At 55.1% G+C, this 20,436-nt stretch carries 21 protein-coding genes and 5 tRNA genes; 19 read left to right on the top strand and 7 right to left on the bottom strand.

What is annotated here, in order from left to right:
• Nucleotides 1-244: 244 nt before the first annotated feature.
• From cydA to pnuC, 18 genes are all read left to right on the top strand, one after another.
• Nucleotides 245-1,813: a cytochrome ubiquinol oxidase subunit I gene (cydA, locus tag FFB58_RS08065; RefSeq protein WP_039029339.1), complete on the top strand. Its 1,569-nt coding sequence runs from the start codon at nucleotides 245-247 to the stop codon at nucleotides 1,811-1,813.
• A gap of 15 nt (nucleotides 1,814-1,828) precedes the next feature.
• Nucleotides 1,829-2,968 (top strand): cytochrome d ubiquinol oxidase subunit II, encoded by a 1,140-nt coding sequence (gene cydB, locus FFB58_RS08060; RefSeq protein WP_039029340.1) that lies wholly within the window; start codon nucleotides 1,829-1,831, stop codon nucleotides 2,966-2,968.
• Between the two features lie 14 nt (nucleotides 2,969-2,982).
• A complete protein-coding gene (gene cydX, locus FFB58_RS08055) occupies nucleotides 2,983-3,096 on the top strand; it encodes a cytochrome bd-I oxidase subunit CydX (protein WP_006177208.1) in 114 nt (37 codons plus the stop codon).
• Nucleotides 3,096-3,380: a cyd operon protein YbgE gene (gene ybgE, locus FFB58_RS08050; RefSeq protein ID WP_039029341.1), complete on the top strand. Its 285-nt coding sequence runs from the start codon at nucleotides 3,096-3,098 to the stop codon at nucleotides 3,378-3,380. The genes cydX and ybgE overlap by 1 nt, the downstream gene beginning before the upstream one ends.
• Before the next feature lie 148 nt (nucleotides 3,381-3,528).
• Entirely contained in the window at nucleotides 3,529-3,933 is a 405-nt protein-coding gene (ybgC, locus tag FFB58_RS08045) for a tol-pal system-associated acyl-CoA thioesterase (protein WP_032617092.1), read from the top strand.
• On the top strand, nucleotides 3,930-4,622 hold the full coding sequence (gene tolQ, locus FFB58_RS08040) for a Tol-Pal system protein TolQ (RefSeq protein WP_072036639.1): 693 nt from the start codon (nucleotides 3,930-3,932) through the stop codon (nucleotides 4,620-4,622). Before ybgC ends, tolQ begins: the two co-directional genes overlap by 4 nt.
• 3 nt (nucleotides 4,623-4,625) lie before the next feature.
• The gene (gene tolR / locus FFB58_RS08035; RefSeq protein ID WP_039029343.1) at nucleotides 4,626-5,054 is read left to right on the top strand and encodes a colicin uptake protein TolR; all 429 of its coding nucleotides are present in this window, start codon (nucleotides 4,626-4,628) and stop codon (nucleotides 5,052-5,054) included.
• A gap of 37 nt (nucleotides 5,055-5,091) precedes the next feature.
• Nucleotides 5,092-6,462, top strand: coding sequence for a cell envelope integrity protein TolA (gene tolA / locus FFB58_RS08030; protein WP_138369574.1), 1,371 nt, complete (start codon nucleotides 5,092-5,094; stop codon nucleotides 6,460-6,462).
• Between the two features lie 133 nt (nucleotides 6,463-6,595).
• Entirely contained in the window at nucleotides 6,596-7,888 is a 1,293-nt protein-coding gene (tolB, locus tag FFB58_RS08025) for a Tol-Pal system beta propeller repeat protein TolB (protein WP_039029417.1), read from the top strand.
• A 34-nt stretch (nucleotides 7,889-7,922) separates the two neighbouring features.
• Nucleotides 7,923-8,444 (top strand): peptidoglycan-associated lipoprotein Pal, encoded by a 522-nt coding sequence (gene pal, locus FFB58_RS08020; RefSeq protein WP_032617096.1) that lies wholly within the window; start codon nucleotides 7,923-7,925, stop codon nucleotides 8,442-8,444.
• A gap of 9 nt (nucleotides 8,445-8,453) precedes the next feature.
• Nucleotides 8,454-9,245: a cell division protein CpoB gene (gene cpoB / locus FFB58_RS08015; RefSeq protein ID WP_138369573.1), complete on the top strand. Its 792-nt coding sequence runs from the start codon at nucleotides 8,454-8,456 to the stop codon at nucleotides 9,243-9,245.
• Between the two features lie 162 nt (nucleotides 9,246-9,407).
• Nucleotides 9,408-9,483: transfer RNA gene (locus FFB58_RS08010), tRNA-Lys, on the top strand.
• A gap of 35 nt (nucleotides 9,484-9,518) precedes the next feature.
• Nucleotides 9,519-9,594: transfer RNA gene (locus FFB58_RS08005), tRNA-Val, on the top strand.
• Between the two features lie 3 nt (nucleotides 9,595-9,597).
• A tRNA-Lys gene (locus FFB58_RS08000) sits at nucleotides 9,598-9,673 on the top strand.
• A gap of 42 nt (nucleotides 9,674-9,715) precedes the next feature.
• Nucleotides 9,716-9,791, top strand: a tRNA-Lys gene (locus FFB58_RS07995).
• Between the two features lie 28 nt (nucleotides 9,792-9,819).
• Nucleotides 9,820-9,895, top strand: a tRNA-Lys gene (locus FFB58_RS07990).
• A gap of 354 nt (nucleotides 9,896-10,249) precedes the next feature.
• Nucleotides 10,250-11,293 (top strand): quinolinate synthase NadA, encoded by a 1,044-nt coding sequence (nadA, locus tag FFB58_RS07985; RefSeq protein ID WP_138369572.1) that lies wholly within the window; start codon nucleotides 10,250-10,252, stop codon nucleotides 11,291-11,293.
• A gap of 30 nt (nucleotides 11,294-11,323) precedes the next feature.
• On the top strand, nucleotides 11,324-12,043 hold the full coding sequence (pnuC, locus tag FFB58_RS07980) for a nicotinamide riboside transporter PnuC (RefSeq protein WP_138369571.1): 720 nt from the start codon (nucleotides 11,324-11,326) through the stop codon (nucleotides 12,041-12,043).
• On the opposite strand, the gene zitB is transcribed toward pnuC, so the two are convergent.
• Nucleotides 12,040-12,978, bottom strand: coding sequence for a CDF family zinc transporter ZitB (gene zitB, locus FFB58_RS07975; RefSeq protein WP_138369570.1), 939 nt, complete (start codon nucleotides 12,976-12,978; stop codon nucleotides 12,040-12,042). The two genes, pnuC and zitB, sit on opposite strands and share 4 nt — an antisense overlap.
• A gap of 108 nt (nucleotides 12,979-13,086) precedes the next feature.
• Nucleotides 13,087-13,578, bottom strand: coding sequence for a protein YbgS (locus tag FFB58_RS07970; protein WP_039029349.1), 492 nt, complete (start codon nucleotides 13,576-13,578; stop codon nucleotides 13,087-13,089).
• 321 nt (nucleotides 13,579-13,899) lie between these two features.
• On the opposite strand from FFB58_RS07970, the gene aroG reads away from it, so the two are divergent.
• Nucleotides 13,900-14,952 carry a 3-deoxy-7-phosphoheptulonate synthase AroG gene (gene aroG / locus FFB58_RS07965; protein ID WP_138369569.1) on the top strand — a complete coding sequence of 351 codons (1,053 nt, stop codon included), beginning with the start codon at nucleotides 13,900-13,902 and terminating at the stop codon, nucleotides 14,950-14,952.
• 66 nt (nucleotides 14,953-15,018) lie between these two features.
• Here aroG and gpmA read toward each other — a convergent pair whose 3' ends face one another.
• The 5 genes from gpmA to galE all read right to left on the bottom strand — a co-directional run bounded on the left by gpmA (nucleotide 15,019) and on the right by galE (nucleotide 20,241).
• A complete protein-coding gene (gene gpmA, locus FFB58_RS07960) occupies nucleotides 15,019-15,771 on the bottom strand; it encodes a 2,3-diphosphoglycerate-dependent phosphoglycerate mutase (protein ID WP_138369568.1) in 753 nt (250 codons plus the stop codon).
• A 212-nt stretch (nucleotides 15,772-15,983) separates the two neighbouring features.
• A complete protein-coding gene (galM, locus tag FFB58_RS07955; RefSeq protein ID WP_138369567.1) occupies nucleotides 15,984-17,024 on the bottom strand; it encodes a galactose-1-epimerase in 1,041 nt (346 codons plus the stop codon).
• Entirely contained in the window at nucleotides 17,018-18,166 is a 1,149-nt protein-coding gene (gene galK / locus FFB58_RS07950; protein ID WP_039029353.1) for a galactokinase, read from the bottom strand. Before galK ends, galM begins: the two co-directional genes overlap by 7 nt.
• Nucleotides 18,167-18,168: 2 nt before the next feature.
• On the bottom strand, nucleotides 18,169-19,215 hold the full coding sequence (gene galT, locus FFB58_RS07945) for a galactose-1-phosphate uridylyltransferase (RefSeq protein WP_138369566.1): 1,047 nt from the start codon (nucleotides 19,213-19,215) through the stop codon (nucleotides 18,169-18,171).
• A 9-nt stretch (nucleotides 19,216-19,224) separates the two neighbouring features.
• Nucleotides 19,225-20,241, bottom strand: coding sequence for a UDP-glucose 4-epimerase GalE (galE, locus tag FFB58_RS07940; RefSeq protein WP_138369565.1), 1,017 nt, complete (start codon nucleotides 20,239-20,241; stop codon nucleotides 19,225-19,227).
• Nucleotides 20,242-20,436: the final 195 nt, after the last annotated feature.

Below are 20,436 nucleotides of genomic sequence, written 5' to 3'. Positions count from 1 at the left end.
TCACCGTCGAAAAACGTAAATCTGATTGAATAAAAACCTGTTTATTGTAAGGGTTTTGCAGCGTATTATATTTACGGGATCAATTTGGGTTTTTTTAACGTATTTGTAACCTTACGTCATCAGTTTATCCTCTCTCGGGGTAAAGCGACGATAAAGTTGCGAATAATTTGTATTGGGGCATGCGTGTGAATCCTTATTTAAGGTTTCACTCTCGGAGTCTTCATGCGATGAGCAAGGAGTCATAATGTTAGACGTAGTCGAACTGTCGCGCTTACAGTTTGCCTTGACCGCGATGTACCACTTCCTGTTTGTGCCACTGACGCTCGGTATGGCGTTCCTGCTGGCAATTATGGAAACGGTTTACGTCCTTTCCGGCAAACAGATTTATAAAGATATGACCAAGTTCTGGGGCAAGTTGTTTGGTATCAACTTTGCGCTGGGCGTGGCAACCGGTCTGACCATGGAGTTCCAGTTCGGGACTAACTGGTCTTACTATTCCCACTATGTAGGGGATATCTTCGGTGCGCCGCTGGCCATTGAAGGTCTGATGGCCTTCTTCCTCGAATCCACCTTTGTAGGTCTGTTCTTCTTCGGTTGGGACCGTCTGGGTAAAGTCCAGCATATGGCTGTAACCTGGCTGGTGGCATTAGGCTCTAACCTGTCTGCGCTGTGGATCCTTGTGGCTAACGGCTGGATGCAGAACCCAATCGCGTCTGATTTCAACTTCGAAACCATGCGTATGGAGATGGTCAGCTTCTCCGAGCTGGTGCTGAACCCGGTCGCGCAGGTGAAATTCGTTCACACTGTGGCCTCCGGCTATGTCTGCGGCGCGATGTTCGTGCTGGGCATCAGCGCCTACTACATGCTGCGTGGTCGTGACTTCGCCTTTGCCAAGCGCTCTTTCGCCATCGCGGCGAGCTTCGGTATGGCAGCAATCCTCTCCGTTATCGTGCTGGGTGATGAATCCGGTTACGAAATGGGCGACGTGCAGAAAACCAAACTGGCAGCGATCGAAGCAGAGTGGGAAACCCAGCCTGCACCGGCCGCCTTCACCCTGTTTGGTATTCCCGATCAGGATGCGCAGGAAAACCACTTTGCTATTCAGATCCCTTATGCGCTCGGCATCATTGCCACCCGCTCTGTGGATACGCCGGTTATCGGCCTGAAAGACCTGCTGGTGCAGCATGAAGAGCGTATCCGTAACGGGATGAAAGCTTACACCCTGCTGGAGGAGCTGCGTGCCGGTTCCACCGATCAGTCCGTTCGCGATCAGTTTAACGACGTGAAAAAAGACCTCGGCTATGGCCTGCTGCTGAAGCGCTATACCCCGAACGTCTCTGACGCGACGGAAGAGCAGATCCAGCTGGCGACCAAAGACTCCATTCCACGCGTAGCGCCGCTGTACTTCGCGTTCCGTATCATGGTTGGCTGCGGCATCATCATGCTGTTGATCATCGGCGCTTCCTTCTGGTCGGTCATTCGTAACCGTATCGGTCAGCGTAAATGGCTGCTGCGTGCTGCGCTGTACGGCATCCCACTGCCGTGGATCGCCATCGAATCCGGCTGGTTTGTTGCCGAGTACGGCCGTCAGCCGTGGGCAATCGGTGAGGTACTGCCAACCGCCGTGGCGAACTCATCCCTGACCGCAGGGGATCTGATCTTCTCCATGCTGCTGATTTGTGGCCTGTACACGCTGTTCCTGGTGGCTGAACTGTTCCTGATGTTCAAGTTTGCGCGCCTTGGCCCAAGCAGCCTGAAAACCGGTCGCTACCACTATGAGCAGTCCACCGTGGCTTCTCAGCCGGCACGCTAAGACAGGAGTCGTCAAATGATCGATTATGAAGTATTGCGTTTTATCTGGTGGCTGCTGGTCGGGATCTTACTGATTGGTTTTGCGGTCACTGACGGTTTCGACATGGGGGTGGGCATGCTCACCCGCTTCCTCGGTCGTAATGATACCGAGCGTCGAATTATGATTAACTCCATCGCCCCGCACTGGGACGGTAACCAGGTGTGGCTCATCACCGCAGGCGGCGCGCTGTTCGCTGCCTGGCCGATGGTCTACGCGGCTGCGTTCTCCGGCTTCTATGTGGCGATGATCCTGGTGCTGGCGTCCTTGTTCTTCCGTCCGGTTGGTTTTGACTACCGCTCGAAGATCGAAGACACCCGCTGGCGCAACATGTGGGACTGGGGCATCTTCATCGGGAGCTTCGTGCCGCCGCTGGTAATCGGCGTGGCGTTCGGCAACCTGCTGCAGGGCGTGCCGTTCCACCTCGATGAATACATGCGCCTGTACTACACCGGCAACTTCTTCCAGCTGCTGAATCCGTTCGGTTTGCTGGCGGGCGTGGTCAGCGTGGCGATGATCCTCACTCAGGGTGCAACCTATCTGCAGATGCGTACCGTGGGTGAACTGCACCTGCGCTCCCGCGCGGTATCACAGATTGCGGCTCTGGTGACGCTGGTTGGCTTCGCGCTGGCAGGTGTGTGGGTCATGTTTGGTATCGACGGTTACGTGGTGACCTCAGCGATTAACCATACTGCGCCATCGAACCCGCTGACTAAAGAAGTGGCTCGTCAGGCAGGCGCCTGGCTGGTGAACTTCAACAACACCCCAATTCTGTGGGCCATTCCGGCGCTGGGCGTGGTGCTGCCGCTGCTGACTCTGCTGACGTCTCGCATGGAAAAAGGCGCACTGGCATTCATCTTCTCTTCACTGACGCTGGCGTGCATTATCCTGACCGCCGGTATCGCGATGTTCCCGTTCGTGATGCCATCCAGCACCATGATGAACGCCAGCCTGACGATGTGGGATGCCACCTCCAGTCAGATGACGCTGAATCTGATGACGTTTGTGGCGGCCGTGTTCGTACCGATCATTCTGGCTTACACCGCATGGTGTTACTGGAAAATGTACGGTCGTATCACGAAAGAACATATCGAAAGCAACACTCACTCTATGTATTAAGGAAGGAGCTGAATATGTGGTATTTCGCATGGATTTTAGGAACGCTTCTGGCCTGTGCATTTGGTGTGATTACCGCCCTGGCGCTTGAGCACGTTGAAGCGTCCAAAGCCGGTGAAGAAAAACACTGATGATCGCTTATCTCTACGCGATCATGGACAAGCGCCCGTTAAGGGCGCTTTCCTTAGTGATGGCTTTACTGCTGGCGGGCTGTATTTTCTGGGATCCGTCGCGCTTCGCGGCGAAGACCAGCGAGCTCGAGATCTGGCACGGTTTTCTTATCATGTGGGCAGTATGCGCTGGGGTGATCCACGGCGTTGGCTTTCGTCCTAAAGCCGTACACTGGCAGGGCATCTTTTGCCCGCTGATCGCTGATGTGGTCCTGCTGATTGGACTTATTTTCTTTTTCAGCTGAATAAGAATTATCCGTTAAAATTATGGGTCTACCCAGGCCCATAAAAATTTACTCTCCGTTTACTTTCCCCCATTCCAAACCACCATTCCCGCGCGTATAGTAGCGAAGTTCAAAAGCTCTAAACTTTTTTGCATTACCGGGATGTAAAGTGAATACAACGCTATTTCGATGGCCGGTTCGTGTCTACTACGAAGACACTGACGCCGGTGGTGTGGTTTACCACGCCAGCTACGTTGCCTTTTATGAACGAGCACGCACTGAAATGCTGCGCCATCACCACTTTAGCCAGCAGGTTCTGTTGGCGGAGCGAGTTGCCTTCGTGGTACGCAAGATGACGCTGGAGTATTTTGCGCCTGCCAGACTCGACGATATGCTCGAAGTCCAAACGGAAATAACATCAATGCGCGGAACCTCACTGGTTTTCACGCAGCGGATCGTCAACGCAGAGAACACAGTACTGAACGAAGCTGAAGTCCTGATTGTCTGTGTTGATCCACTCATCATGAAGCCTCGTGCGCTTCCTAAGTCTATTGTCGCGGAGTTTAAGCAGTGACTGACATGAATATCCTTGATTTGTTCCTGAAGGCAAGCCTTCTGGTTAAACTTATCATGTTGATTTTGATTGGTTTTTCAATCGCATCCTGGGCCATCATTATCCAGAGAACCCGTATCCTCAACGCCGCAGGCCGCGAAGCGGAAGCCTTTGAAGACAAGTTCTGGTCTGGTATCGAACTTTCCCGTTTGTATCAGGAAAGCCAGGGCCGTCGTGAAAACCTCTCCGGCTCCGAGCAAATCTTCTATAGCGGATTCAAAGAGTTCGCGCGCCTGCACCGGGCTAACAACCATGCACCGGAAGCGGTCGTTGAAGGGGCATCCCGTGCGATGCGCATTTCGATGAACCGCGAGCTGGAAACGCTGGAAACGCATATTCCTTTCCTGGGCACCGTCGGCTCCATCAGCCCGTATATCGGTCTGTTTGGTACGGTCTGGGGGATCATGCACGCCTTTATCGCCCTGGGTGCGGTAAAACAGGCGACGCTGCAAATGGTTGCACCGGGTATCGCAGAAGCGCTGATCGCGACCGCTATCGGTCTGTTCGCGGCGATCCCAGCGGTTATGGCCTATAACCGTCTGAACCAGCGTGTGAACAAACTGGAACTGAACTACGACAACTTCATGGAAGAGTTCACTGCGATTCTGCACCGCCAGGCGTTTACCAGCACCGAGAGCAACAAGGGGTAAACCATGGCCAGACAGCGTGGACGGGGTCGTCGCGAACTAAAGTCCGAAATCAACATTGTACCGCTGCTGGACGTGCTGCTGGTGCTGCTGCTGATCTTTATGGCGACAGCACCCATCATTACCCAGAGCGTTGAGGTTGATCTGCCGGACGCGACAGAATCTCAGGCTGTAAGCACCAATGACGATCCACCGGTCATCATTGAGGTATCCGGGGTTGGACAGTACAGCGTGGTGGTGGAAAAAGATCGTATGGATCAGCTGCCGCCGGAGCAGGTCATTGCTGAAGCGCAACGACGTCTGCAGTCCAATCCGAAAACAGTCTTCTTAATCGGTGGTGCGAAAGACGTGCCTTACGATGAAATAATTAAAGCGCTGAACCTGTTGCATAGCGCGGGCGTTAAGTCAGTCGGCTTGATGACGCAGCCTATTTGATCATCTGCGTACACAACAGAGTTTTTGGGAACCAATAGTGTCAAAGGCAACCGAACAAAACGATAAGCTTAAACGGGCGATAATTATCTCGGCGGTGCTGCATGTCATTCTTTTTGCAGCACTGATCTGGAGTTCGTTCGATGAGCATCTGGATGCCGCTGCCGGCGGGGGTGGAGGTTCATCCATCGATGCTGTGATGGTCGATCCCGGCGCGGTGGTGCAGAACTATAACCGCCAGCAACAGCAGCAGGCGAGTGCGAAACGTGCTGAAGAGCAACGCGAAAAGCAGGCGCAACAGCAGGCGGAGGAGCTGCGTGAAAAGCAGGCCGCCGAGCAGGAACGTCTGAAGCAGCTTGAGAAAGAACGTTTGCAGGCGCAGGAAGCGGCGAAAGAGCAGGCGGAGCAGCAGAAACAGGCTGAAGCCGCAGCGAAGAAAGCGCAGGAGCAGCAGAAGCAGGCTGAAGAGGCGGCAGCAAAAGCCGCAGCAGATGCCAAAGCGCAGGCGGAAGCTCAGGCCAAACAGGCTGCTGAAGCGGCAAAACAAGCCGCTGATGCCGCTGCGTTAGCCGCGAAAAAAGCCGCTGCCGATGCCCAGAAACAGGCTGAAGCCGAAGCAGCAAAAGCGGCTGCTGACGCGAAGAAAAAGGTAGAAGCAGAAGCGGCTAAGAAGGCCGCGGCAGAAGCCCAGAAAAAAGCCGAAGCAGAAGCCGCTAAGCAAGCTGCTCAGGAAGCCGAGAAGAAAGCGGCTGCCGAAGCAGCTAAAAAAGCCGCCGCAGCAGAAAAAGCCGCAGCCGCTGAAAAGGCCGCTGCCGAAAAAGCAGCAGCTGATAAGAAAGCCGCTGCTGCAGAAAAAGCAGCCGCAGATAAAAAAGCGGCTGCTGCAGAAAAAGCAGCCGCAGATAAAAAAGCGGCTGCAGAGAAGAAAGCGGCTGCCGATAAAGCTGCTGCTGACAAAGCTGCCGCCGCGAAAGCTGCTGCTGCGAAGAAAGCTGCAGCAGAAAAAGCGGCTGCATCTGACGTAGACGACCTGTTCGGTGATTTGAGCTCAGGTAAGAATGCGCCGAAAGGCAGCAACAGCGGTAGCGCAGGTGGTGCTTCTCCTGCTAAAGGAAGTAAGCCGGGGCAAGGCGGTGCATCTCAGGCTGAGATCGCGTCGTACATTGCGCAGGTACAGGCGGCCATTCGTGGGCATCTGTACGACTGGGATAGCTTCAAAGGTAAAACCTGTACGCTTCGGGTAAATCTGGCCGCGGACGGGACAATCCTCAGCGTGAAGAAAGAGGGTGGGGACGAGGCCTTCTGCCAGCAGATGTTATCTGCAACCAGCAGGATGACGAAATTCCCGAAACCGCCTTCACAGGCTGTGTTTGAAACGTTCAAAAATGCACCACTGGACTTCAAACCTTAAGTTGAATTTTCCCTGTGCAAACGGGGAAAAACAGGCCAGGTTTAGTCTTAGCGTTCTGGTAGTTTTGTTTATTTGGGTTTGTTAACATTCTGCTAAATTATGCGGGTAAGGTTACCCGGATATGGGAGATATGATGAAGCAGGCATTACGTGTTGCAATGAGTTTTTTAATGCTGTGGGCAGCGGTGCTGCACGCAGAAGTGCGTATCGAAATCACCCAGGGGGTGGATTCGGCACGTCCAATTGGTGTGGTTCCGTTCCAGTGGAAAGGGCCAGGTGCTGCGCCGGAAGATGTGGGTGGCATTGTTGCTGCTGACCTGCGCAACAGCGGTAAATTCAACCCGTTAGATCGTTCTCGTCTGCCACAGCAGCCGGGCACTGCTGCAGAACTGCAACCGGCGGCCTGGTCTGCGCTGGGTATTGATGCGGTCGTTGTGGGGCAGGTTACGCCTAACCCGGACGGCGGTTACACCGTTGCCTATCAACTGGTGGATACCGGTGGCGCACCGGGTACCGTGCTGGCACAGAACACCTACAAAGTGAACAAGCAGTACCTGCGCTATGCAGCTCATACTGCAAGTGATGAAGTCTTTGAGAAGCTGACCAGCATCAAAGGCGCATTCCGCACCCGTATCGCTTACGTTGTGCAGACCAACGGCGGCCAGTTCCCGTATGAGCTGCGCGTCTCTGACTACGATGGCTACAACCAGTTCACCGTTCACCGTTCACCGCAGCCGCTGATGTCACCGGCCTGGTCACCGGACGGTTCTAAGCTGGCCTACGTAACCTTCGAAAGCGGTCGTTCAGCGCTGGTTATCCAGACGCTGGCTAACGGCGCGGTACGTCAGGTTGCCTCTTTCCCACGTCACAACGGCGCACCAGCGTTCTCGCCTGACGGTTCTAAACTGGCGTTTGCCCTGTCTAAAACCGGTAGCCTGAACCTGTACGTGATGGATATCGGCTCTGGCCAGATCCGTCAGGTGACCGACGGTCGCAGCAACAACACCGAACCAACCTGGTTCCCGGACAGCCAGAACCTGGCCTTTACCTCTGACCAGGCAGGTCGTCCACAGGTTTATAAAGTCAATGTTAACGGCGGTGCACCGCAGCGTATCACCTGGGAAGGTTCTCAGAACCAGGACGCAGACGTGAGCGCTGATGGTAAGTTCATGGTAATGGTTAGCTCGGCCGGTGGTCAGCAGCACATTGCTAAACAAGATCTGGGCGGGGGCGGCGTACAAGTTCTGTCGTCGACTTTCCTGGATGAAACGCCAAGTCTGGCACCTAACGGCACTATGGTTATCTACAGCTCTTCTCAGGGGATGGGATCCGTGCTGAATCTGGTTTCTACCGATGGGCGTTTCAAAGCGCGTATTCCGGCAACTGATGGACAGGTAAAATCACCTGCCTGGTCGCCGTACCTGTAATAATAATTAATTGAATAATAAAGGAATCATAGAAATGCAACTGAACAAAGTGCTGAAAGGGCTGATGATCGCTCTGCCTGTTATGGCAATCGCAGCGTGTTCTTCTAACAAGAACGCCAGCAACGACCAGAGCGGCGAAGGCATGATGGGTGCCGGCACCGGTATGGACGCAAACGGCAACGGCAATATGTCTTCTGAAGAGCAGGCGCGTCTTCAGATGCAACAGCTGCAGCAGAACAACATTGTTTACTTCGATCTGGACAAGTTCGACATCCGTTCTGACTTCGCTGCGATGCTGGATGCGCACGCTAACTTCCTGCGTAGCAACCCGTCTTACAAAGTCACCGTAGAAGGTCACGCGGACGAACGTGGTACTCCTGAGTACAACATCTCCCTGGGTGAGCGTCGTGCTAACGCCGTTAAAATGTACCTGCAGGGTAAAGGCGTTTCTGCTGACCAGATCTCCATCGTTTCTTACGGTAAAGAAAAACCTGCAGTACTGGGCCACGACGAAGCGGCTTACTCCAAAAACCGTCGTGCCGTACTGGTTTACTAAGAGAATTGCATGAGCAGTAACTTCAGACATCATCTATTGAGTCTGTCGTTGCTGGTTGGTATAGCGGCCCCCTGGGCCGCTTTTGCTCAGGCACCAATCAGTAGTGTCGGCTCAGGCTCGGTAGAAGACCGGGTCACCCAACTCGAGCGTATTTCTAATGCTCACAGCCAGCTTTTAACCCAACTTCAGCAGCAGCTCTCTGACAACCAGACCGATATTGACTCACTGCGCGGACAGATTCAGGAAAGCCAGTACCAGCTCAATCAGGTTGTGGAGCGTCAGAAGCAGATCATGCTGCAGATTGATAACCTGAATAACAGCGGCGCAGCAGCGCAACCGGCAGCAGGGGATCAGGGGGCAGCCGGTGCGCAGGCAACACCTCAGGCTGATACGTCAGCCTCGACAGCGGCGCCTGTACAGAGCGGTGATGCGAATACTGACTACAATGCGGCAATCGCCCTGGTGCAAGATAACTCGCGTCAGGACGAGGCTATGGCGGCGTTTCAGAACTTCGTCAAGAAATACCCCGATTCAACCTATCAGCCAAACGCTAACTACTGGCTGGGGCAGTTGAATTACAACAAGGGTAAAAAAGACGACGCGGCATTCTATTTTGCCTCTGTCGTTAAAAATTATCCGAAATCACCGAAAGCACCTGACGCGATGTACAAGGTCGGGGTGATCATGCAGGACAAAGGCGACACCGCAAAAGCGAAAGCCGTTTTCCAGCAGGTGGTCACTAAGTTTCCGGGCACCGAAGGTGCAAAACAAGCGCAAAAACGCCTTGCTGCGATGGGTTGATTGCCGCATGACCAGAAATCGCTTTTTTTCTGGTCTTGCAGCATAATTCGTAAGCAGTTAAGTGATATTCATCAAAATTTTAGTTGCGCAGAATTCTTAAATCAGTAATATATGCCGCCGTTGCCAAGGGATATCAAACACCCCGGAAGCAGCCAAAATAGTGGGTCGTTAGCTCAGTTGGTAGAGCAGTTGACTTTTAATCAATTGGTCGCAGGTTCGAATCCTGCACGACCCACCACTAACTCAGTAGTAAGTAGTATCCAGCGTAGTATCGGGTGATTAGCTCAGCTGGGAGAGCACCTCCCTTACAAGGAGGGGGTCGGCGGTTCGATCCCGTCATCACCCACCACTCGGGTCGTTAGCTCAGTTGGTAGAGCAGTTGACTTTTAATCAATTGGTCGCAGGTTCGAATCCTGCACGACCCACCAATTTTTATTGGTTCCGAGTAAAAATTTCAGGCGTACCCAAACGGGTCGTTAGCTCAGTTGGTAGAGCAGTTGACTTTTAATCAATTGGTCGCAGGTTCGAATCCTGCACGACCCACCAGCCTGAAAAAAGTAGTACATCCCGCAAGGGGTCGTTAGCTCAGTTGGTAGAGCAGTTGACTTTTAATCAATTGGTCGCAGGTTCGAATCCTGCACGACCCACCAATTTTAACATGCTGTTCTGATGTTAAACGTGAAGGATAACGTTGCTTTAGCAACGGCCCGAAGGGCGAGGCGAAGCCGAGTCATCCTGCACGACCCACCAATGTAAAAAGGCGCCCTAAAGGCGCCTTTTTGCTATCTGTTATTCCTGCGCCTGGAACACATGCCTGATGGCGCTGCGCTTATCAGGCCTACGTAAATATCATTCATTCATCAAATGCTACTGTCACGCTTTTGATGTGACTTTTCACCTCAAATTCGCTATCTTGTTTAGTATATAAAACACAATTGCCGTCACTTTGGTCATCATCGCTAAAGCATGGCAAATTTGTTAAGCCAGTAAAACGAGAAGCCAAAATGAGTGTGATGTTTGATCCTGAAGCCGCTATCTACCCCTTCCCGCCAAAGCCTGTTCCGCTGAGCCTGGATGAAAAGCAGTTTTACCGTGAAAAAATTAAGCGCCTTCTAAAAGAGCGAGATGCGGTCATGGTGGCGCATTATTACACCGACCCTGAAATTCAGCAGCTGGCAGAAGAGACGGGCGGTTGTATTTCGGACTCCCTTGAAATGGCGCGCTTTGGCGCAAAACATCCTGCTTCAACGTTGCTGGTGGCCGGGGTCCGTTTCATGGGTGAGACGGCAAAAATCCTCAGCCCGGAAAAAACCATCCTGATGCCGACCCTGAATGCGGAATGCTCGCTCGATCTGGGCTGCCCTATCGATGAATTCACCGCCTTCTGCGATGCGCATCCGGACAGAACGGTTGTGGTCTACGCCAACACCTCTGCGGCGGTCAAGGCGCGTGCCGACTGGGTTGTTACTTCCAGTATCGCCGTCGAATTGATTGAACATCTCGACAGCCTGGGCGAGAAAATTATCTGGGCGCCGGACAAACACCTGGGTAACTACGTCCAGAAACAGACCGGGGCGGATATTCTGTGCTGGCAGGGCGCCTGTATCGTGCATGACGAATTCAAAACCCAGGCCCTGGCGCGCATGAAAGGTCTTTATCCGGATGCGGCTATTCTGGTGCATCCAGAATCACCGCAGGCCATCGTCGATATGGCGGATGCCGTTGGCTCAACCAGCCAGCTGATCAACGCCGCGAAGACGCTGCCGCACAGCCAGCTGATTGTGGCGACCGATCGCGGTATCTTCTACAAAATGCAGCAGGCGGTGCCTGGTAAAGAGCTGCTGGAAGCGCCGACCGCAGGCGAAGGGGCAACATGTCGCAGCTGCGCGCACTGTCCGTGGATGGCCATGAACGGGCTGAAGGCAATTGCGGACGGTCTGGAGTCGGGCGGGGTAGCCCATGAGATCCATGTCGATGCGGCGCTGCGGGAAGGGGCGTTAATTCCGCTTAACCGCATGCTCGATTTTGCGGCTACACTACGTCCTTAAACTACGTAAACGTAACGCTCAGGGGAAAAGATGGATTTTTTTAGCACGCAAAACATTCTGGTACATATACCGATTGGCGCTGGCGGCTATGACTTGTCATGGATTGAGGCCGTAGGGACGATTGCAGGTCTGCTCTGTATCTGGCTTGCCAGTCTGGAGAAGATCGTCAACTACGCGTTTGGCCTGGTGAACGTCACGCTTTTTGCCATTATCTTCTTTCAGATCCAGCTGTATGCCAGCCTGCTGCTGCAGCTGTTCTTCTTTGCCGCCAATATCTACGGCTGGTACGCATGGTCGCGGCAGAACAGCCAGCAGGAGGCGGAACTGCAGATCCGCTGGCTGCCACTGCCAAAGGCCATCGGCTGGCTGGCCGCCTGCGTGGTGGCGATTGGCCTGATGACGGTCTATATCGACCCGGTGTTCGCCTTCCTCACCCGCGTGGCGGTCTCGGCGATGAATGCCCTCGGAATGAACGTCACCATGCCGGAGCTACAGCCTGACGCCTTCCCGTTCTGGGATTCGTGCATGATGGTGCTCTCCATTGCCGCCATGATCCTGATGACCCGTAAATATGTCGAAAACTGGCTGCTGTGGGTGATCATCAACGTCATCAGCGTGGCCATCTTTGCCCTGCAGGGTGTCTATGCCATGTCGCTGGAGTATCTGATCCTCACCTTCATCGCCCTGAACGGCAGCAGGATGTGGATTAACAGCGCGCGTGAACGGGGTTCTCACGCGCTGTCGCGTTAATGGTGGTGATGATGAGCGTGGCCGGGCTCAATCTCGTTGAGGTGGCAGTCCGGTCCGTTACAGGGGGTGTATTCCATCTGGATGGTGCTGTGCGCGATGGCGTAGTGGTGCTCCAAAAAGTGCTGGATACGCCCCAGTAATGCATCATGATCGTGGGGAGGGATAACCTGAACGTGCAGCGTCATCAACGGTTTTTCGCCCACCATCCAGACATGAATATGATGAACATCGCGCACTTCCGGTATGGAGCGCGTTAAGTTTCGTTTCAGCGCCGGGATATCCAGCGTCTTCGGTGCCCCTTCCAGCAGCTCATTCACACTCTCCTGCAACAGACGCCAGGCGCTGCGTAGCACCAGACACGACACTAAAATTGAGAGGATCGGGTCGACCGGCGTCCAGCCTGTCCAGAGGATCACCAGCGCCGCGACGATGGCACCCACCGAGCCCAGCAGATCCCCCAGCACGTGCAGCGCTGCGGCGCGTACGTTGAGATTTTTCTCTTCGCTGCCGCGATGCAAAAGCCAGAATGCCAGAATATTGGCCACCAGCCCGGCGACGGCAACCACCATCATGGTCATACCCGCGACAGGCTGAGGATACCGGAAGCGCTGAATGGCTTCCCAGACAATCAGGAAAGTGATCAGCACCAGCGCCAGAGCATTGACGAAAGCGGCAAGCGTCGTGAGGCGCAGCCAGCCAAAGGTGCGTCCACTGCTGGGAGGACGACGGGCGAACACCACCGCCAGCAGGGCAAACAGCAGGGCTGCCGCGTCCGTCAGCATGTGGCCCGCATCGGCCAGCAGCGCCAGCGAGCCTGAAACCAGCCCGCCGATCACTTCGATGACCATAAAGGTCGCGGTTACGGCAAACGCCAGCATTAAGCGTTTAGCATTTTCATCCTTTGAAGAAGGGGCATGCGTGTGGGTGTGCGCCATGAAAAATTTCCCGGTTAATTATTATTTTAAGTGTAGAGTTTTTAACATTTTGCACAAAAAATAAAGGAGAGCCTGAGCTCTCCTTCATCATATCCGCGTTAGCGTTAATTACTGGGTAGTACCGTCAGTTTTTTGTTCTTGCGGGGTTCGTTCGCTATCGACTTTGCCGGATTGATCCGGACATTTACCGTCTTTACACATCGAGTTCTTGTGCTGATCGTCCTTGGTCATGCCGTCATTACCCATTTTGCTCGGGTCGTCGTTACCCATGACGGAGTTAGTGCCGCCAGTGGTTGAGCTGTTGCCGGTGCCGTTGGTCACTCCGGTGCTGCTGGAGTTTGTCCCATCAGGGTTCAGCATGGTGCCGCCTGTACCCGTGGTGCCGGTTGTACCGGATCCGGTATTAATCTGGCTGTTGCCGGTATTATTTGGCGCAATATTCTGACGTGCATCAGGTGCAACTGCCCCTGCGTCAGCCGCGGCATTTGCCTGGCCATTGTTGCTGCCAGAGCCGGCGGCGGAATCAGCGGCCAGCGCAGCACCACTTGCCATGGTAAGGGAAGCGGTCAGGAAAAGGGTTGCGAGTTTAGTCATTTTCATCATGCTGCTCCTGTTCTGGTCGTTATGTTCTGGATAACTTCTTTCCACAGTGCATATGCGAAATCGATATACCGCTCAGTGGTTAAAGATGCCATGATTCAAACTCAGGTCAGTATGGAATCGCGATAAAATAAATAAATGCAGTGCATACAGTTAAAAAGTTTAGGGTGTATCTCGTTTTTCGCTACTTTGTGGCGTTTTTTAAGCGAATTCCAGGATTTATCTGTGCGTAGTGTAAAAGCGAGTTTACACTTCCTGACTGACAAGATAGATTGGAGGGATTGCATTCATTTATAAAAGTATGGCAACGCTGGAACGAACATGAATTATCAGAATGACGATTTACGTATTAAAGAGATCAACGAGTTATTACCTCCTGTAGCGCTCCTTGAGAAGTTTCCTGCCACCGAAAACGCCGCCAACACCGTTTCTCATGCCCGTAAAGCGATCCACAAGATCCTGAAAGGCAATGACGATCGTCTTCTGGTGGTGATCGGTCCGTGTTCCATTCACGATCCTGCGGCGGCAAAAGAGTACGCGGCACGTCTGTTGACGCTGCGCGAAGCGCTAAAGGATGAGCTGGAAATTGTCATGCGCGTCTATTTTGAGAAGCCGCGTACCACCGTGGGCTGGAAAGGGCTGATCAACGATCCGCATATGGATGGCAGCTTCCAGATCAACGACGGCCTGCGCATCGCCCGTAAGCTGCTGCTGGACATCAACGACAGCGGTCTGCCGGCGGCGGGTGAGTTTCTTGATATGATCACCCCGCAGTACCTTGCCGACCTGATGAGCTGGGGTGCTATTGGCGCGCGTACCACCGAATCTCAGGTTCACCGCGAGCTGGCGTCAGGGCTCTCCTGCCCGGTTGGCTTCAAAAACGGCACCGATGGCACCATCAAAGTGGCTATCGACGCCATTAACGCTGCCGGTGCGCCGCACTGCTTCCTCTCCGTCACCAAGTGGGGCCACTCCGCCATTGTGAATACCAGCGGGAATGGCGATTGCCATATCATCCTGCGTGGCGGTAAAGAGCCTAACTACAGTGCGGTACACGTTGCCGAAGTGAAAGCGGGCCTGGATAAAGCCGGTCTGGCCGCGCAGGTGATGATCGACTTCAGCCATGCCAACTCCAGCAAGCAGTTCAAGAAGCAGATGGACGTAGGCACCGACGTCTGCCAGCAGATTGCCGGCGGTGAGAAGGCGATTATCGGGGTGATGATTGAAAGCCACCTGGTGGAAGGCAATCAGAATCTGGAAGGCAGCGAGCCGCTGGTTTACGGTAAGAGCGTCACCGATGCCTGCATCGGCTGGGACGATACCGAAACCGTGCTGCGCCAGCTGGCGAACGCGGTGAAAGCCCGTCGCGGATAAAAAAATGCCGGATAGTTATCCGGCATGCACTCTTTAAGGCCCGGTCATCACAACCGGGCTTTTTTATTACTTCGCTTTACCCTGGTTCGCGACCGCAGCGGCTTTTGCCGCGATCTCGTCAGCGTTACCCAGATAGTAGTGCTTAACAGGTTTGAAGTTCTCGTCGAACTCGTAAACCAGCGGCACGCCAGTTGGGATGTTCAGTTCGAGGATCTCGTCTTCGCCCATGTTGTCCAGGTATTTCACCAGCGCACGCAGGGAGTTACCGTGAGCAGCGATGATCACGCGCTCACCGCTTTTCAGGCGTGGCAGAATGGTTTCGTTCCAGTAAGGCACAACGCGATCGATGGTCAGCGCCAGGCTTTCGGTGGTTGGCAGCTCAGCGTCGGTCAGGGATGCATAACGCGGATCGTGGCCCGGGAAACGCTCGTCATCTTTGGTCAGCTCTGGTGGAGTGATAGCAAAACCGCGACGCCACTGTTTAACCTGCTCGTCACCGTATTTTTCTGCGGTTTCGGCTTTGTTCAGACCCTGCAGCGCACCGTAGTGACGCTCGTTCAGTTTCCAGGATTTCTCAACCGGCAGCCAGGCCTGATCCAGTTCGTCCAGCACGTTCCACAGAGTGTGGATGGCACGTTTCAGCACGGAGGTGTAAGCAAAATCGAAGGTGAAGCCTTCCTCTTTCAGCAGTTTGCCTGCTGCTTTCGCTTCGCCAACGCCTTTCTCGGACAGGTCAACATCATACCAACCGGTAAAACGGTTTTCGTTGTTCCACTGGCTTTCGCCATGACGTACCAGAACCAGCTTAGTTACAGCCATATTATACTCCTCCAGAACAAGCATTATTTGAATGATAACAATTCTCATTATATTGCCGCGGTTATCCCGCGGGCAACGCTTAACCCTAACCATAGCGAAAATAGCGTCGGAGTGTAAGATGCTTGTGAATGAGGGGTTGTGATTTTGTCGGCGACTGGCGCTATTTTCAGCAAGATGGGTAAAAAAAAGCCCTCCTGCAGGAGGGCTCCGTTTTATCGTGCGATAAAGTGATATTCCGTGACGCTGATATACTCTTCGCCCGGGCGCAGCACGCAGTCGGGCTGCGGCCAATCCGCGTGGTTCGGGCTGTCGGGTAAGAACTCGCTTTCCAGCGCCAGACCTTGCCAGACACGGTATTCCCCGTCTTCGCGCGCCGGGGTGCCCTCGAGGAAATTGCCGGAATAGAATTGCAGGGCAGGGGCGGTGGTGTAGACCGTCATCTGCAGCTTTTCATCGGCAGACCAGAGCTGTGCCGCAGGCTTGCTCAGGTCGCCCTCTGCATCCAGCAGGAAAGCATGATCGTAACCGTTCACTTTGCGCTGATCGTCATCCGCCAGGAAGTCCTGAGCGATGGCTTTGGTGGTGCGGAAATCAAAGCTGGTTCCGTCTACCGCTTTTAACCCCTCGTGCGGGATCCCCATCTCATCCACAGGCAGATAGCTTTGCGCCAGCAGTTGCAGGCGGTGCTGGCGCACGTCGCTGCAGTTACCGTCGAGGTTGAAATACGCGTGGTTGGTCAGGTTGACCGGGCAGGGCTTATCGACGGTGGCGCGGTACTCAATGGCGATACGGTTATCAGCCGTTAAGCGGTAATGCACGGTCGCCGCGCAGTTGCCCGGAAAACCCTGATCGCCGTCCGGCGAGTCGAGGGCCAGCAGCGCTTCGCCGTCGTTCTGCTGCAGGATGCGCCAGCGACGTTTATCAAATCCGTCCGGGCCGCCGTGCAGCTGGTTTTCGCCCTGGCTTGGCAGCAGGTCAAAGCGTACGCCGTCCAGCTCAAAGCGGCTTTTAGCGATACGGTTGGCATATCGGCCCACTGAGGCGCCAAGGAAGGCCGTTTGCTCAACGTACTGCTCAGGCGACGCGCAGCCGAGCAGGGTTTCACGCACGCTGCCGTCGGTCATCGGGACACGGGCGGAGAGCAGCGTCGCGCCCCAGTCCATCAGGGTAACGACCATCCCTGCCTCGTTGCGCAGGGTGATCAGGCGATACGGCAGGCCGTCAGGGGCAAGAACAGGGGTTTCGTTTAGCACTGGCCAGCTCCTTGTGAGGCATTGCAGACGTAGAAGGTCTCTTTGATACCGGTTTTGGCTTCATACTGTTGTTCAACGGCTTGCTGAACCACCGGCACCAGCTCTTCTGGCACCAGCGCCACCACGCAGCCGCCGAAGCCGCCGCCGGTCATACGCACGCCGCCCTGTTCGCCAATAGCCGCTTTCACAATCTCCACCAGGGTGTCGATCTGCGGCACGGTGATTTCGAAGTCATCGCGCATGGAGGCGTGCGACTGCGCCATCAACTCACCCATCCGCAGCAGATCGCCTTTCTCCAGCGCCGACGCCGCTTCGACGGTGCGGGCGTTTTCGGTCAGGACGTGACGAACGCGTTTTGCCACCACCGGATCCAGTTCGTGCGCCACTTTATTGAACTCGGTCAGCGAGACATCGCGCAGGGCGGACTGCTGGAAGAAACGCGCCCCGGTTTCGCACTGCTCGCGGCGGGTGTTGTACTCGCTGCCGACCAGGGTGCGTTTGAAGTTACTGTTGATAATGATCACCGCCACGCCTTTCGGCAGGGTGACCGCTTTGGTGCCCAGCGAGCGGCAGTCGATCAGCAGCGCGTGGCCTTTTTTGCCCAGCGCCGAAATCAGCTGATCCATGATCCCGCAGTTACAGCCGACGAACTGGTTCTCTGCTTCCTGGCCGTTAAGGGCGATCTGCGCGCCGTCCAGCGGCAGATGATACAGCTGCTGGAAGACGGTGCCGACGGCCACTTCCAGCGACGCGGACGAACTCAGACCCGCACCCTGGGGAACGTTGCCGCTGATCACCAGATCCGCACCGCCGAAGTTTTTGTTGCGCTTCTGCAGATGCTTCACCACGCCGCGAACGTAGTTAGACCACTGCTGGCTGTCATGCTCAACAATCGGCGCATCGAGGGAGAATTCGTCGATCTGGTTGTCGTAGTCGGCGGCCATCACGCGCACCTTGCGGTCGTCGCGTTTCGCGCAGCTGATCACCGTCTGGTAATCAATGGCGCAGGGAAGGACAAAACCGTCGTTGTAATCGGTGTGTTCGCCGATCAGGTTAACGCGGCCTGGCGCCTGAATGGCGTGAGTGGCGGAATAACCAAATTTTTCAGCAAACAGGGCGTGGGTTTTATCTTTCAGACTCATTGTTATTCTCCGGATTCGCGAAAATGGACATCACTCACTGCACGCAGACGCTCTGCGGCCTGTTCAGCCGTCAGGTCACGCTGGGTTTCTGCCAGCATTTCGTAGCCGACCATAAACTTACGCACGGTGGCGGAACGCAGCAGCGGCGGATAGAAGTGGGCGTGCAGCTGCCAGTGCTGATTCTCTTCGCCGTTAAACGGCGCGCCGTGCCAGCCCATGGAGTAGGGGAAGGAGCACTGGAACAGATTGTCATAGCGGCTGGTCAGCTTTTTCAGCGCCAGCGCCAGATCGCTGCGCTGGGCTTCGCTCAGATCGGTGATGCGCAGAACGTGCGCTTTCGGCAGCAGCAGGGTCTCGAACGGCCAGGCTGCCCAGTAAGGCACCACCGCCAGCCAGTGCTCGGTCTCCACCACGGTGCGGCTGCCATCAGCCAGCTCGCGCTGGACATAGTCCAGCAGCATCGGCGACTGCTGCTCGGCGAAATAGCTTTTTTGCAGGCGATCTTCCCGCTCCACTTCGTTCGGCATGAAGCTGTTGGCCCACACCTGACCGTGAGGATGCGGGTTGGAGCAGCCCATCGCCGCGCCTTTATTCTCAAAGACCTGTACCCACGGATAGCGCTGTCCCAGCTCGGCGGTCTGCTCCTGCCAGGTTTTTACCACCTCGGTCAGGGCTTCTACGCTCAACTCCGGCAGGGTTTTGCTGTGATCCGGCGAGAAGCAGATCACCCGGCTGGTGCCGCGCGCGCTTTCGCAGCGCAGCAGCGGGTCGTCGCTCTGCGGGGCGTCCGGCGTATCGGTCATCAGGGCGGCGAAGTCGTTGGTAAAGACGAAGGTGCCTTTGTAGTCAGGATTAATATCGCCCGTGACGCGGGTGTTGCCCGGACAGAGGAAGCAGTCCGGGTCGTGCTGAGGCAGCGTCTGCTGGGACGGCGTCTCCTGCGCCCCCTGCCAGGGGCGCTTGGCGCGATGCGGGGAGACCAGGATCCACTGCCCGGTTAACGGATTGAAGCGACGATGCGGGTGATCGACGGGGTTAAATTGGGTCATGACAGATCCTTAGTCCGGATAACCCTGCGGGTGGCGAGACTGCCAGCGCCAGGTATCCTGTGCCATTTCGTCAAGCGTGCGGGTGACACGCCAGTTAAGCTCTTTATCAGCCTTAGATGCATCAGCCCAGTAGGCCGGCAGATCGCCGTCGCGACGCGGGGCGAAGTGATAGTTCACAGGCTTGCCGCAGGCCGCGCTGAAGGCGTTGACCACATCCAGCACGCTGCTGCCGACGCCTGCGCCGAGGTTGTAGATATGGACGCCCGGTTTATCCGCCAGCTGCTGCATGGCGGCGACGTGGCCGTCGGCAAGATCCATCACGTGAATGTAGTCGCGAACGCCGGTGCCGTCCGGGGTAGGGTAGTCGTTGCCGAACACCGCCAGTGAGTCACGACGACCTACCGCCACCTGGGCGATATACGGCATCAGGTTGTTCGGAATACCCTGCGGATCTTCACCCATATCGCCTGACGGATGCGCGCCAACCGGATTGAAATAACGCAGCAGGGCGATGCTCCACTCCGGCTGGGCTTTTTGCAGGTCGGCCAGGATCTGTTCCACCATCAGCTTGCTTTTGCCATACGGGCTTTGCGGGGTGCCGGTCGGGAAGCTTTCGGCGTATGGGATTTGCGGCTGGTCGCCATAAACGGTGGCGGAGGAGCTGAAGATCAGGTTTTTGACGCCCGCCGCGCGCATGGCGGAGACCAGACGCAGCGTGCCGTTGACGTTGTTATCGTAGTATTCCAGCGGCTTCGCCACGGATTCGCCCACGGCTTTTAGCCCGGCAAAGTGGATCACCGTATCAATGGCGTGATCGTGGAGGATCTCGGTCATCAGCGCTTCGTTACGAATATCGCCTTCGACAAAGGCAGGCTGTTTACCGGCCAGGCGTTCCATGACCGGCAGCACGCTGCGTTTACTGTTGCACAGGTTATCAAGGATGATGACGTCGTGGCCATTTTGCAGCAGTTGTACACAGGTATGACTTCCTATGTAACCGCTACCACCTGTTACCAGAACTCGCATATTTCGCTCCATTAGGCTTATGGTATGAGATAATCCTAGCATAACAGAGAGCAGTAAACTGTGACATGGGATAAAATAGTGGAATCGTTTACACTGCCCGTCACGCTGCCACTGTTGCGCTAAAAAAAGATTGTAAATCAAAGAGGCAGGTGAGGGGTGTTGCGGGTTGTCCGAAAAAGAGCGGGGGCATGGCCC

Source organism: Enterobacter sp. MF024, assembly GCF_005843915.1.
Taxonomy (GTDB): Bacteria; Pseudomonadota; Gammaproteobacteria; order Enterobacterales; family Enterobacteriaceae; genus Enterobacter; species Enterobacter barmai.
Note: the sequence above shows the minus strand (reverse complement) of the source record. Positions and strands in the feature narration are given on the sequence as shown.